Annotated in this window: 11 protein-coding genes and 7 pseudogenes; 10 read left to right on the plus strand and 8 right to left on the minus strand. The window is 48.1% G+C overall.

Going from position 1 to position 13880, the window contains the following annotated elements; genetic code table 11:
- The 7 genes and pseudogenes from ACI2JR_RS26410 to ACI2JR_RS26440 form a co-directional block, all read left to right on the plus strand.
- Window positions 1-135, plus strand: a pseudogene (locus ACI2JR_RS26410) (IS630 family transposase); the annotation flags it as partial.
- Window positions 116-1186 (plus strand): serine dehydratase subunit alpha family protein, encoded by a 1071-nt coding sequence (locus ACI2JR_RS26415; protein WP_462479871.1) that lies wholly within the window; start codon window positions 116-118, stop codon window positions 1184-1186. The pseudogene ACI2JR_RS26410 and the gene ACI2JR_RS26415, both read left to right, overlap by 20 nt.
- Window positions 1187-1220: 34 nt before the next feature.
- Window positions 1221-1973: an AzlC family ABC transporter permease gene (locus tag ACI2JR_RS26420; protein ID WP_462479872.1), complete on the plus strand. Its 753-nt coding sequence runs from the start codon at window positions 1221-1223 to the stop codon at window positions 1971-1973.
- On the plus strand, window positions 1966-2286 hold the full coding sequence (locus tag ACI2JR_RS26425; RefSeq protein ID WP_395488849.1) for an AzlD domain-containing protein: 321 nt from the start codon (window positions 1966-1968) through the stop codon (window positions 2284-2286). Before ACI2JR_RS26420 ends, ACI2JR_RS26425 begins: the two co-directional genes overlap by 8 nt.
- Window positions 2287-2306: 20 nt before the next feature.
- Window positions 2307-2684 (plus strand): annotated as a pseudogene (locus ACI2JR_RS26430) (DJ-1/PfpI family protein); the annotation flags it as partial.
- 113 nt (window positions 2685-2797) lie between these two features.
- Window positions 2798-3316 carry a GrpB family protein gene (locus tag ACI2JR_RS26435; protein ID WP_462479873.1) on the plus strand — a complete coding sequence of 173 codons (519 nt, stop codon included), beginning with the start codon at window positions 2798-2800 and terminating at the stop codon, window positions 3314-3316.
- A 121-nt stretch (window positions 3317-3437) separates the two neighbouring features.
- Window positions 3438-3857 carry an NUDIX hydrolase gene (locus ACI2JR_RS26440; RefSeq protein WP_462479880.1) on the plus strand — a complete coding sequence of 140 codons (420 nt, stop codon included), beginning with the start codon at window positions 3438-3440 and terminating at the stop codon, window positions 3855-3857.
- On the opposite strand, the gene ACI2JR_RS26445 is transcribed toward ACI2JR_RS26440, so the two are convergent.
- Both ACI2JR_RS26445 and ACI2JR_RS26450 read right to left on the minus strand, forming a co-directional pair.
- The gene (locus ACI2JR_RS26445) at window positions 3838-5247 is read right to left on the minus strand and encodes an ISNCY family transposase (RefSeq protein ID WP_462479874.1); all 1410 of its coding nucleotides are present in this window, start codon (window positions 5245-5247) and stop codon (window positions 3838-3840) included. The two genes, ACI2JR_RS26440 and ACI2JR_RS26445, sit on opposite strands and share 20 nt — an antisense overlap.
- Before the next feature lie 277 nt (window positions 5248-5524).
- Window positions 5525-5698 (minus strand): annotated as a pseudogene (locus tag ACI2JR_RS26450) (Tn3 family transposase); the annotation flags it as partial.
- Window positions 5699-5783: 85 nt separating this feature from the next.
- Between ACI2JR_RS26450 and ACI2JR_RS26455 the strand changes: the two are divergent.
- A pseudogene (locus ACI2JR_RS26455) lies at window positions 5784-6229 on the plus strand (transposase); the annotation flags it as partial.
- 12 nt (window positions 6230-6241) lie between these two features.
- Here the strand turns inward: ACI2JR_RS26455 and ACI2JR_RS26460 are convergent.
- From ACI2JR_RS26460 to ACI2JR_RS26475, 4 genes and pseudogenes are all read right to left on the minus strand, one after another.
- Window positions 6242-6511, minus strand: a pseudogene (locus ACI2JR_RS26460) (integrase core domain-containing protein); the annotation flags it as partial.
- 561 nt (window positions 6512-7072) lie between these two features.
- Complete coding sequence (locus ACI2JR_RS26465) at window positions 7073-8218, minus strand: ester cyclase (protein ID WP_462479875.1); 1146 nt, start codon at window positions 8216-8218, stop codon at window positions 7073-7075.
- A 134-nt stretch (window positions 8219-8352) separates the two neighbouring features.
- Complete coding sequence (locus ACI2JR_RS26470) at window positions 8353-9324, minus strand: nuclear transport factor 2 family protein (RefSeq protein WP_462479876.1); 972 nt, start codon at window positions 9322-9324, stop codon at window positions 8353-8355.
- On the minus strand, window positions 9321-10391 hold the full coding sequence (locus ACI2JR_RS26475; protein ID WP_462479877.1) for a LacI family DNA-binding transcriptional regulator: 1071 nt from the start codon (window positions 10389-10391) through the stop codon (window positions 9321-9323). The genes ACI2JR_RS26470 and ACI2JR_RS26475 overlap by 4 nt, the downstream gene beginning before the upstream one ends.
- Window positions 10392-10615: 224 nt before the next feature.
- On the opposite strand from ACI2JR_RS26475, the gene ACI2JR_RS26480 reads away from it, so the two are divergent.
- The gene (locus ACI2JR_RS26480) at window positions 10616-11932 is read left to right on the plus strand and encodes an MFS transporter (protein ID WP_462479878.1); all 1317 of its coding nucleotides are present in this window, start codon (window positions 10616-10618) and stop codon (window positions 11930-11932) included.
- A 161-nt stretch (window positions 11933-12093) separates the two neighbouring features.
- Here ACI2JR_RS26480 and ACI2JR_RS26485 read toward each other — a convergent pair.
- Together ACI2JR_RS26485 and istA are read right to left on the minus strand one after the other, a co-directional pair.
- Window positions 12094-12399, minus strand: a pseudogene (locus ACI2JR_RS26485) (ATP-binding protein); the annotation flags it as partial.
- A gap of 2 nt (window positions 12400-12401) precedes the next feature.
- Window positions 12402-13322, minus strand: a pseudogene (istA, locus tag ACI2JR_RS26490) (IS21 family transposase); the annotation flags it as partial.
- A gap of 210 nt (window positions 13323-13532) precedes the next feature.
- Between istA and ACI2JR_RS26495 the strand changes: the two are divergent.
- Window positions 13533-13880 (plus strand): transposase (locus tag ACI2JR_RS26495; protein WP_462479879.1); only part of this gene is annotated, 348 nt, incomplete at its 3' end.

Here is a 13880-nt window from a genome sequence, read left to right on the forward strand (position 1 = left end):
TGGCAGGCGCTTCATGACACGATAACGCGCAATCATCAATGCCGTTCAATGTGGCAACTGTTGAAAAAAGTTCGTCACTTTATGGAAACGGCCAGCCCATTCCCCGGAGGTAAACATGGGCTGGCAAAAGTGTAGCGGTATTCGGCGCAGCTATTTAGAAACCCTCAGGGGACTCACGGACGTACAAACGAAGCAGGCACAGGAAATGGTCAACAATAGGCGGGTGAATATTTCCGCTCAGGATACCCCCGACTTTATCCATATCGACCTTACAGCAACAGGAGCCGTTAACAACTGTCGGGTGGTTATAAAAAAAGGCCATACCCGTATTGAAGAACTTTATATTAATGAAAAGCCTGTGACTCTGGTACCAAAAGCAGATGAGCAAGACGCTGAAGCTTCACCGCAAAGTTTTTCTATTGAGGATGCATTTAATTTCATCACGACAGTTTCTCTGGAAAAGATTGAGTTTATTCTGGAGGCGGCTCGCCTTAACGCTGCGTTGTCTCAGGAAGGCCAGCGAAGACCTTATGGGCTGAATATCGCGGGTACACTGGCTACCACCGTCAGGCAGGGCCTGATGAGCGATGACCTTCTGTCACGCATGCTGATCAAAACGGTAGCCGCATCAGATGCCAGGATGGGAGGTGCTGCGGTGACGGCCATGTCTAACTTTGGTTCAGGTAACCAGGGGATCGCGGCGACAATGCCGGTAGTAGTCCTTGCTGATGAGCTGAAAAGCAGTCGGGAGGAACTTATCCGGGCGCTGGCATTATCCCACCTGGTTGCTATTTCTGTTCATGTCCGCTACACGCGGCTTTCCGCTCTGTGTGCTGCCTCAACTGCGGCAATGGGTGCCGCTGCAGGAATGGCCTGGCTGTTCACCCGCGATCTGAGTGTAATCCAGGCAACCATCATTAATATGGTCAGCGATGTCAGTGGGATCATCTGCGATGGAGCATCCAACAGTTGCGCCATGAAGGTTTCCACCGCCACGATGAGTGCATTCAGGTCAGTGCTCATGGCCCGGCAGGGAATACAGGTCAGCCCTCTCGACGGGATTGTGAGTCACAATGCGGAACAAACGATAGATAATCTGAGCCGGCTGGTTGTTAAAGCCATGCCCGCCACTGACAGGGAAATCATCCACATTATGACGGAAAAGGCCGCACTGACACACAGTTGAGTCCATGCATGCAAACCCGTTCAGGAGACAGATAATGAATAAAAAGGCGATAATTTTACGGGGGGTGAGCGCTGTCATGCCCCTGTGTATTGGCGATTTCCCGTTTTCGTTTATCGTTGGCGCGCTCAGCGTAAGCCTGGGAATGAGTGTCTGGCAGAGCACCGCATGGTCATGTATTGTGATTGCCGGTTCAGCACAAATGCTGGCGTTAAATATGCTAAAAACTGGAACCAGCCTTGGCGTAATTATTTTTACCACCTTCGTTATAAACCTTCGCCATGTTTTATACAGTGCGTCTATGGCAGGGGAAATAAGGGACGCCTCTTTTTTGAAAAAATGTTTTATGTCCTGGGCCCTGACAGATGAAGTATACGCTACCACTGTCAAAAACATGCATGAAAACAAAAGTGATAAATATCTTTTCTATTTTTCAGTCATGCTGACTTTCTGGGGATTTTGGGTGCTGGCGAATTTCCTGGGAGCAATCATCGGTTCTTCTTTCCCGGACATCCAGAAATACGGCCTTGATTTTGCGATGGTTGCCGCATTTATCGCTATTGTGGTGCCGCAGATTAAAAGTCAGGCCTGTACGGTTGCCGCTCTGGTAGCCTCCGTATCCGGAGTATTGCTGGTTGTTTTGCCCTGGTCCCTGGGGATCGTTGTAGCTTCATTATTGGGTGTCCTGGCTGGATTAGCTGTGGACCTGGCAGAGGAAAGAAAGCTTAACAACGGGAATACCAGTATGGAGCTTATGCTCACTAATAATAAGGAGGCCGGACATGAGTAACAGCTATTTTTTAGCACTGACGCTGGGAATGGCCGCAGTAACATTTCTGATCCGTTTCTCCTTTATCGGAATAGCCGGAAAGCTGGATATGAGTGAACGCGTGAAAAAGACGCTTCGCTTTGTTCCCGTAGCAGTTCTACCCGCAATAATTACCGTCCAGATACTGGGTGTCAATTCACATATGGAGTTTGATCTTCACAACCCCAAGGTTATTGCCGCGATTATCTGCACGTTGATTAGCTTCAGGTTTGGGCTGGTTTGGGTTGTTATCAGCGGGGTCGGCTCGCTGGTTCTGTTAAACACCTTTATGTAACTGCAGAGAGATATAGTGTAATGACTGTTATCAATACCAAAAATGCCCCTGCGGCGATTGGCCCCTACGTTCAGGGCGTGAACACGGGAAACATGGTTATAACCTCCGGACAGTTACCGGTTGATCCGCTTACCGGCATGATGTCAGCCGCGATAGAAGTTCAGACATTTCAATCATTTAACAACCAAAACAAAATTATCGCTTCTGTCTGTGTTGGCGCTTTAGCAGTAGCAAAAAGCGGTGCTCTTCAAGGTAGAATGGGTACTACGTATAATCAGAGCAGTAAACGTCAAACGCAGTTATCAGAAATGGGTGTGAATGTCATTCAACGCCCAATTGTAGTGGATGGTAATATCATTACATCGCAAAGTCCTGCAACAGCCATTAATGTCGCATTTACTTTAATAGAAAAGCTGACGTCCAGAGCTAACGTAGAAAAAATCAAAGAGGGAATGGGATTCCCCCTCATTGTGAATGCTCAAAACTAATTAAAAATGTGAGATTGTTGAATATGCGAATGCTAACTGTTGTTGACTATGATGACATGTGGCCTAGGTTATTTGAGAGCGAGCGTTCTCTGTTGCAGATAACACTTGGTAAAGTGATATCCCAGATTCACCATATTGGTAGCACCTCAGTGCCTGGATTATCAGCTAAACCAGTGATAGATATATTAATTGAAGTTACTAATCTTGCTGAACTGGACAGCATGAATCAGGCAATGGAGCGTGCCGGATATACTGTGCGTGGTGAAAATGGCATTTCAAATCGTAGGTACTTCACAAAAGGTGGAAACCAGCGCAGTCATCATATCCATGCTTTCACTACTGGGGATGCTCAAATAATAAAACATCTGGCATTTCGTGATTATCTGATTAAAAACAATGATGTGGCCGCTCAGTACGCCTTAATGAAAAAAAACGCGATGCTATTATGTGAAAATAATTCTCACCAATACAGCATTTATAAAGCAGATTTCATTCAAAAACATCTTCGTATAGCGCTTATTGGTGCGGAGCATCTGAAATAGCACCTTAAATAAACTACATCTGTTTCTGTTTACACCTGTAACTTGTTGTTTAAACTAAATATATCTCTTTAGCTAACTATGGACGTAAGATATGCGCATTCGGTGTTCAGCCCGATAACTTATCATCAACTCTTTCAGGCAAGTACTGTTGTTTCGTTTTGTTCATACAAATGATGCACTGGCAGGTAAGTCATACTGGGCCACGCCTGGTGGTGGTGTTGAACACGGTGAATCTTTTGAACAGGCGGCTATCAGAGAACTAAACGAAGAAACAGGTATTGTCAGGGATGATGTTGGGGAATGTGTGGCGCAAAGAACTTTTGAAATGACACTTCCAAGTGGGGAAACTGTTCTGGCAGAAGAGCGTTTTTTTGTCATATTTTCCAATAAAGAAGAAATCCACATTCACGGATGGACTGATAATGAAAAATCCCTTATCAGTCGCCACCATTGGTGGAGTATTGATGAGCTTTCCAGGACTCAGGATATAATATATCCTGGTAATATTACTGAATTAATCCCTACGTCTTTTGAGTATTAGTTCCAAATATTTCATCAGAACGACTCTGTAAAACTTTCAAAGCTTCCAGCATATCGTCGCCGTTCAGTGAGCGCTGGGATTTTTTATCAGTTGGTTTCCTGCGCCGCCGTGAAGGCCCATCGCCAGCATGTATTGCCTGAGAACGGTTATTGTCGCGTTTGTCCTGAACCAGTTTGATATATTCCAGTGTACGTCCGAGCCGCTTGTTGTCCACGATAGCTCCTTGGTCGATTTCCGACAGGCGATCATAAGTGGAGTAGAGAAGAGCTACGCCGTTAAGCCTGAGTTCTTTTAGGCCATCCGGATAGTGCCAGACCTCTATATATTTCCCGATTGCTTTGCGACTTATTTCACTATCTTCAATAAGATAGAGCACTTTGTCATACTGAACCGTCAGAGATTTCGAAACGCGGCGCGGTTCCCGCCATGTGTAAAAGGCAGCCAGATCATCATCATGTTCAAGTGGCCGATGCACATCAAAGTCATGTCGGGGAGCTTTGGCAAAGCGCCGGTTATAATCGTCCATAAACTCATCAGCATACTCATTGGCTGCGTCAACAGAAGAAATTCCCCTGAGCCGGAGTTCTTTTACCAGTCGGTCCTGAAGCGTCAGATGAGCGCGTTCCACGCGGCCTTTGGCAGAGCTGGTATTCGCGCAGATAGTCTGGATATTCAGTTCATGCATCGCACGCCCAAACTGGGTAAAGCCATCGCCACCAGTGGCATTTTTGTTGTTTATTCTGAATACACTGGCTTTGTCGCTGTATAACGCCAGCGGTTTACCATGTTTTTCCAGGTAGCCTCGTGTGGCCTCAAAATAGGTGAATGTTGATTCCGATTTTACAAAGCGGAGCTGCATCAGTCGGCTCGTTGCATCATCAACGTAAACCAGCACGGTACAGGCTGGAGCACGGTTCTCGAACCAATGGTGGTCACAGCCATCTATCTGTATCAGTTCGCCACAACAGGCCCGGCGATAGCGTGGCTGCTGAATTTTTGGCGCACGTTGCTTACGAGGGACCCAGAGACCGGCTTTAACCATGAGCGACCGGACAGTCTCTTTGGACAGGTGGACATCGTGCAGTTCTGCAAGCTTTTCACACGCCAGAGTCGGCCCAAAGTCTGTATAGCGCTCACGTATAATACTGAGTGCATACCGGGCAAGACCATCAGGCAACTGATTATTGCTGGGTTTCCCGCGACGACGATTAGCCATACCAAGTGGGCCAGATTCACGGTAACGCGACAGAAGGCGTCTGCACTGGCGATCCGAGATGCCCAGTCGCTGAGCTGCCATTTGAGTTGTCAGACGGCGATCAACAACATCCTGAATGATTTTGAGTCGGTTAACTTCATCCAATGTAAAAAACTCCGCTGCATGAGCCGTCATGGTGATCTTCTTGTTGATTATACATGACGGACATCTTAACTTAGCCCAAGGCGGACATTACAACTTTGCTACTACAAAACTAGTTCGTATAATCTATCTTATGTTAAATATAAATAATTTAATCGGTATTTGTGATGCCAAAAAATATATTTCTCTAAAAGTAACTTTTAGGCTCCGTATCCCCTTCGGCCAAAAAATTTTCACGGTAGGCTGGTTGTGGTGGCCAGCATCCGGTGTTGGTCAGTCGTAAATGAACAGAATTAGGATCATTGATATGATTGATAATATAATAGTTACACAACAGCGTGTAGGCCATCATGCCTTTACCGCGGCTGAAGTATTTACGTCAATGTCGGGCCTTTACTGTCGGCCGTTCAATGCCAAACTTCTGCCCGTCAACGGCACCATATAACGTTTCCGGATCAAACGAATAGTGCGGAAAAATCGTCAGTACCTCTGTAAGTATCCCGCTTAACCGGACCATTCATTTTTAGAGATCTTCCGGCATCCTGATTATGTCCCCGGAGGAGATCGCCATGCGCATAGCCCGATTCACCGAACACCAGATTATCGCCGTTTTTAAGTCCGTCGAAGCCAGACACACCGTTAAGGATGTCTGCCGCGAGGCCGGGATCTCTGAGGCCTCGTACTACAACTGGAAAGCGAAATTCGGCGGCATGGAAGCCTCTGATATCAAAAAGATGAAAGACCTTGAGGATGAAAACCGCCGGCTGAAACAGATGTTTGCGGACCTGAGTCTCGAGTGCCGCGCCCTGAAAGACGTTATTGAAAAAAAGCTTTAAAACCAGCGATAAAGCGTGATCTGGTCAGCTATCTGACCGCGCAGTTTGCCATGAGCTTACGCCAGGCATGCAGGACATTGTCGCTGAGCAGGATGGTATTTCGTTATCAGCCGGATACGCGACGTGATGAACCGGTCATTATGGCGCTGACCGTGGCGGCTGAACGCTATCCGCGATTTCAGGAAACCGGCAGACTTTTCAGCAAATTCAGATGGTGTGATCCAGTCCAGCGCAGAATGGGGACGTCTCTGATTATAGTGTATGCGCCAGGCCTCGATTTTGCACCGTGCATCCTCCAGGGACATGAACCAGTTTTCGTTCAGGCATTCCTGCCGTAACCTGCCGTTGAAGGACTCCACCGTCGCATTGTCCGTCGGTGTTCCCGGGCGTGAGAAGTAGATTCTGATGCCTCTTTCGTACACCCATCTCTCTAGCATTTTCCCTGCAAATTCAGAACCATGATACCTATTGAATGCATCCAGTTCGCGTTTTACTCAGCCATTTTCTACAACTTGTAATGCCTGTCACAAGTGGAGAAAATCAATGGCTTGCGACAGACGCCCGGCACTGATGTACCCAGTTCAGCCTGCTTCAGGGCAAAAACAATCCGCTCTTCGGTGAATCGTGACTTTTTCATCGGCAGATCCTCCGTTCAGGGGAGTCATTATCATGCCGGAATTCTGTTTCTGAATGGAGCAGGATTTTGGGTCAGGGTCAGTTTGATTCAGACACTTAGTCAAGCTAAATTGACTAAATGTGCTCTGACTAAATCGAAAATTTTTTATCATAGCTCATTTGAGGAGCCGGCGGCCCCACCGCCAGCTCGAACAATTTAACAGAAACCTTAAATCACACAGTTGCGGCACAGCCAGTGGTACGGAAAGCCTCAGAGCACCTGACCCGACTCACTTTAACCTTAACAAGCCTGTCACTTACCTGCCCAGTAAAAGAGCGGTATAGCAGCACATCATGCTCCGATGGGCATTTGAGCCACCATCTCTGATCACGAATAGCTTACACAGTTATTGTGCTTTTTCCATTTGCCCCAACTTAATTTGTGCCAAAAGAGCAAGATGATCGTAAACCACCCATTCATCAACAATTTTCCCGTTGATAATATGGTAATGCGACATGCCCATAACAAACAGGCGCTCGCCGGTGGGCTTGCCCAATTCACCATATCCCAAGTGATGGCCTTCCATGATCCAACGAACCGCCACTTTTACGCCGCCTTCATCACAGGGATTAGAACATATATGCTGCGGGATCCAGGCGCCATCAGGCACCATAGCGATCAGAGCCAGAGTCTGGTGAATAACAGCAGCGATACCATATAGCTCTTTCATTAATGGGCCGTGCCACTGAACATTGGGTGCATAAACCGCTTTGATTTTCCCGAGCATACGGCGATTATAAATTTCGTGCATCCAGCGCAGGCATTGCGCTTCTATGTCCGAATGAGCAATGGATACATCACACTCTACCTCAGGTGGATACTGACCAAGCATACGTCCATTTTCACCGATGTCTGTAACACGGAACCCTTTATCAAACTGTTCTTTTGCCATATTAAAGGCGACATCATGGGTATCCAGCCCAAGCTGCTTCATTAGCGACATATTGTCACTAACGACCCATTCACGGTAAATTTTGTTCTCATGGATCATGCAGTCGGCGATGGTGCGAGTGACAAAAGTACGGTTGGTCGGCTTACCTAAATGGCTATACTGGGTATGACGCCCGCTACCAGTAACCAAATGCGAAGTATAGAAACCGTCCACATCATTTCCGTTCCAAATAACCTGCGTTGCCATTCCATGCCGCTCTGGTAAAGCAATAAGGCGTTGCAAGGTACTCTGAACTACCTGCTCACGATTATACATTGTGACCAAAGGGGTATAGACCACGCAATTATGAGTATAATGCGTATATATAAGGCCGACATCACGCTCGTCCCATATTTTGTGAGTGCATCTTACTATATAATCAACAATATCAGTATAGCAATCATCAAAACCTCTTAATGATTGTACTCGCGGGCGTTTATCGGGCACGAGGTCGACAAAGTCGCGACGCTCTACCTGTAAAACAGGCTCCTCTTTCGCTGACTTAGTATTATTTTTTTCAGGTACTGATGGGGCTTTATTCGGTGCTTCGGTTGAAGACATATAACCTCCTATATTTCAGAGAGTAAGAACCCTCCACTTTTGAAATTAGCGAAAGGAACCAGAAGATAAAAATTAATTCCGGCAGGAACGTCAGGATTTAAAAAATAATAACAAAGGAAGCCAAGGCCCCTTCGTTAATTAACGATTTGCGACCAAACGGCTAATTCATCAACTCCCAAGTATTCACGAATAATTAACCCGTCACGTAATTCAAGTTGGCTAATGCCGCTAACAGAAACAGGTTTGCGGCTGGGAGCGCCAAATTTGCCATATCCATCGTGCCAGGTTAATAAAGACCAGCGCAGAGAAATACGTATGGGTTCATTTTCATCTTTACGTATAATCAGATGATGTAATCGGGTTTCACTTTCGGCAAACGAAGCACGATAGCCAGACAGCAAAGCCCCAATTTCATTTTCTCCAGTTGCCGTTTCATGGCATGGCGCATAAAGTGTCGCGGCCGGATGATAAAGACCAGGAACCGTACCGCTATTCCCGCCCGCCCACATGGTCAGATAACGCTCCACCACTCCAGCAATCACTCCCTCCGCATAATCCCCTTCAGGCCCGCCAGCCCATCTCGCATCAAGCATCTCCGCAGTTTCAGCTTCAAGCCCAAACTGCTGGCGTGCGGCGCCGAGACTACCAGCAAAGGTCCGAACATCCATTCCCAGTTGCGTGACGATCGCAGCCCGGTCCTGCAAAAGCCATTCCTGTCGCACGGATCCATCCGCACAGATTCTGTCGGCCCATGTGCGCACCCAAACGTTTTTGCCGGTAGGCGGACCGAAAAAACCGTCCCCCAGATGACGAATGCAGGCTACTGTGCGCTGCGAAGCGTAATGTGCTTCGCCAGGGTTAAGAGTGCAGAGGATATCCTCGGTAAGTACAGTGCGCTGGGGGAAACTGTGCATTGCTTCAAGCGTTGAACGCATAAACTGGTTGAGATCATTCAGTTGCTTTTCCGGCGTAATAAAAACTACTGGCATAGCGTAAAAGTCCGCCAGTTGGCCAATATCCCTTTGCTCCCATACTACATGTGTCAGAGTCATAATAAACTGCTGGATAGAGTCGAACTGGGGGCTGAAACCCGGCAACCTGTTCATTTAATCTCCTGTGGCTGGAATAAGGAAAAACCCTCTCTGTCAACAATGCCGCTGTCCGGACGGCGTGCTGAGTGCCGAACAACCAGCATACCTGGCACGACAATTTGCTCAGCCTCAATGGTACCGCTCTCAATCTGTTTCATAAGCAGCTCCACCGTTACGCTGACCATGGCCTCCACTGGCTGTGAGACGGATGTCAGCATATATGCGGGCCAGCCAGACGGGCCCGAATTATCATAGCCTATGACTGAAACTTCTTCAGGGATACATAACCCAAACTCGTAGCGAGCGACATCCATCACCCGGACGGCCATATAATCGCTGGCCACAAAAACGGCATCAGGTACTGGTGATGACGAAAAGAGCGCATAAGCCGCGCAGGTGGTTTGCTGTGAGTCATAATTGCCGTTAACAATTTGTACATTGTTGATGCCATGATCTTGCAGCGCAGACACATAGCCGTCCTGTCGTGCGATATTCACTGAGGAATCAGCCCTCCCGCCTACATAGGCAAAACGCTGATGTCCACCTGCAAGCAAAAACTCCGCAACCTGACGAGCAGCAACTATATTGCTACTATTCACGCTTGAAACAATTCCGCTTTCATCGCTCTGGTTGAACAGCACCACGGGAATACCTGCCGCCAGACATTCCTCCGAAAGTTCCATAGATAGCGTTATCGATGCCAGAACAATCCCATCAACGCGATACTGCATAATCTGATCAAAAATGCGATCCACATTCCCTTCTCTGTCGCCCACAAACAGCAGAAGATGATAGTTCAAGGTGTCCAGTTTCTGGGCCAGCTCTTCGAGAACCTGAGGATAAAATGGATTATCCATATAAGAAATAACCACACCAATGATGCGTGATCTTGCTGTATTAAGGGAGCGAGCAATAGCATTAGGACGGTAACCAAGTTCACGAGCAGCTTTCAGTACTTTCTCACGAGTTAAGGGGGATATACTCGCCCCGGGCGTAAACGTGCGTGATACTGCAGACTGCGATACCCCTGCCAACTGAGCGACCTGCATTGAGGTTACCGCTGTATAAGTCTTGCGCTTCATAAATAGGAATTCCTTATGCTCATATCTGCTCGCTCCTGAGAATATACCGCCGTGATTCTTCGCCAATGAGGCAAAGGCAGAGTCTAATGCGCTCCGGTTAGCGGGTGTTTTTTATACTTACACCATTTTTGCATGCGTATGCAACATGCAATACCTTTTTTTCACAAAAAAATATTTTACTTTACAGGTTAACAATATTTTCATAGCTTAGCTGGTGAATACGTATGCATTGCAGCATCGACATAGTCATTTCAACACTAGGTAAATTGGACTCTGACAAAGGGACTCAATCTGTAGAAGCTATAACCCATAATTCATTTCATTTTAAGAGGTTCGCGACCATGTTTCGGACAATGTTGCAACGACCGGAAGCCCGGCTCTTTTTTATTATCAGTGTGTTGTTTTTCATTTGCATCCACAGTATTGATGCCTTTCTGGCTCCTATGATGATTAATCAGGGTATTGAGCCTCAAGTCATGGGTCTCATCATGGGAGCTGGCGGCCTGGCAACGCTGCTGATTCGTTTTCCACTTGGCGTCATTTCCGACGTAATCAAAAGCCGGAAAATCTTTATCCAGTTGAGCCTGTTACTACCCATTGTAGCCTGGCCGCTTGCCTGGCTTGAACCCAATGCGGTAACCCTCTATTTGGCAAAAGCTGCAGATGGTGTTACAGCAGCTACCTGGGTGCTCTATAACATTTTGTTTATACGATACTTCGACCGCTCAGAAGCCCCGGCAGCCGTGGCAATGTTGGCGCTGGCAGGACCCATAGGTGTTTTTTTGGGTAATTGCATTGGCGGTCTGCTGATTAATTATTTTGCTAACAACATCGCATTTTTCCTTTCCTGTATTTCTGCCCTGCTGGCACTTGCGCTGACGACCCGTATCAGAGATGTACACAATCCCATTAAAGTCCCGACGATTAAGGCTTGTATCGACGGTACACGTAAACAGATCACTGACAGTTCGATTTGGCTGATCGGGATTCTGGCGACCATCGTAATTCTGGTTCCTTTTGCCACACGTGACACGCTTACACCTATTTACGCTGAACAACTTGGCGCGAGGGCCGGTATTCTGACAATACTAAGTAATCTCCATCTCATATTCTATGCGCTGGCAATTGCCCTATGCAGTTCAGTGTTTTACCGCCGTATTGGACTGGTGAAAACAGCCCTTGTGGGCATTCTACTCCAGGCTATTTCCACATTAGGCATTCCGTTTACTCACAGCCTGACTGTCATCTATTTTTTGCAGGCGTTGGCGGGCTTCTCGTTTGGAATGGCATTCGCCGCTTTTATGTCCCTTAGTATTGTGAATACGACTGCCGATGAACAATCTACGCGTATGGGCCTTTTTCAGACCATCTATTCCAGCGGCATGTTCGTCGGCCCAGTCGTGATGGGAATTATGCTGCAACACATCAATCTCGCTTCCGGCTATATACTGATTACTATACTCTCCATTGCTGCCGCCGTTGTGACGCCACTATCCGCGCGCTTGGTTTATTCCCGAAGTGGACTGACCCCACATCGGTAGACAAATTCTGTCCTCACGACGAGGCCTGTTCAAAGGCCTCCGGGCTGACGCCGCGGACATGGCTGTGGCGTCCGGCCCGGTTGTAGAACACTTCAAGGTAATCGAAGATAGACGTCAACTACCTTGGCCGGTACGCGTCAACTACTCTGGCCGCCTTTGAGTTATTTCTTATCTGACTGCTGGGTGACTGCTTTTGACGTTTTCTTTCTGTAACTTTCTCCTGTAACTTCGAAGATATATCCGTGGTGAAACAGCCTGTCAGCCGCTGCCACCGCCATTGTTTCGTCCACGAAGATACTGCCCCACGTGCTGAACGGATGGTTACTTGTGATGATCAGGCTTCCTCATTCGTACCGGTGCGCGATAAGTTCGAACAGCACGCCCGTTTCCGCGTTGTCCCGTTTGACATAGCCCTGGTCGTCTATCACTATCACCCGGTAGCGATCCAGCTTCAGAAGCATCTCGTTCACCGTCGCTGAGGAAGGGGCTTCAGAAGCGCCAACTCCTGACGGACCAGATCCTGATTGCGCTGGTTATGACGCAGTACCTGCTGTGTGACGAACTGGCGATATTCATTCAGGGAAATGAAGTTGTTATTTCCACGCAGCAGCAGGGCCTGCCGTATACGCTCCTTGAGGTGCCCGTGAGCCGACTCCACTGAACCATTTTCATGGCCACGTCCGCTGTTATTGCGGGAGGGAGTCATACCGTAGTGTTCGCACAACCCGGCATAGCGCGCGGTCTGATCCCGGTGGTCTTCCTCACTCAGGTTTTTCCATGCCGCAGCCAGACTGTCTGTACGGTGTTCTGTTGGTACTCCGCCAAACTGACCAAGCGCCTCCTGCAACCCTTCGGCCAGAGCGGTGAAGCTCTCGCCACCGGTGACAACCCGCATCCAGCTCCAGCGACTCCATTCAAGGCGGAAGTGGAAGAACTTATGTTCCAGCGGGCAACCGTTAATGGTGATAACCGTACCTTTCAGCTGGGTAAAATCTGACAGCGCCCGCATTCCCGGCAGATGCTCCTGGCGGAACATGATCTCCCGCTCCTCACCGTGGCAGGCTTTCCAGGTGCGGATACGACGCTGCAGCGTCCGGCGCACCTTATCGGGATACTGGCCCGGATATTTATCCTGCAGATATTCGAGAACCGTTATCGGCGAGATCTGCGGACGGGAAGCGAGTAAAGGAAGCACATCACTGAGCCAGACCGCTTCCAGAGGGTCCTGACGTGTCCGCCAGTGTCGCTCACCTGATGATTGCCACTGCCCTTTTTCAATACGTCGTCCGGAGCGAACAGAGATGCCGGTGGTGGCCGCAGCGGCTTCCTGGGTAAGACCTTTATTACGTTGAGCCATGTAAAAACTGACCTGTCTGGTATTCAGCGTCACAACCTCTCCCTGGAAAGAAGAAACAGGACGCTCAGATTACAAACAGGCCAGAGTAATTGTCGCGATGCGGAAGGGGTAATTGTCGCCTAATAGATCCTGGTCTTGTCCATGTTCAACCTGAGTTTAAGAGTATGCGTCATCTCAGCACCGTCTGGCAGATCCTGAAATTCCTGAGAGGATAGTGGACACCAAATATGGTGGACGCTATCCATGAAATCATTAACCGCAGTGCGTAAAAAAAGCCCTAATTATCCCGTTGAGTTCAAAATCAAAATGTTTGAAATATCGATTCGAACATACATCTCCGTAGCGCAACTCGCTCGTGAGCATGGGATCAACGATAATCTGCTGTTCAAGTGGCGCCAGTACTGGCGCGAAGGAAAACTACGTTCTCCTTCAACAACAGAAAACAGCATGCCTGAGCTGCTCCCGATAACACTTGATGCCGAAGATGTTGTCCCTACAACCTCCTCACGGTCACAACCTGTAGCTGCTGCGACACCTGAATCACTCAATGTCAGCTGTGAAGTGACGTTCCGGCACGGATCACTCCATCTG

This window comes from Klebsiella sp. NPDC088457 (genome assembly GCF_044900465.1).
Classification (GTDB): Bacteria; Pseudomonadota; Gammaproteobacteria; order Enterobacterales; family Enterobacteriaceae; genus Klebsiella.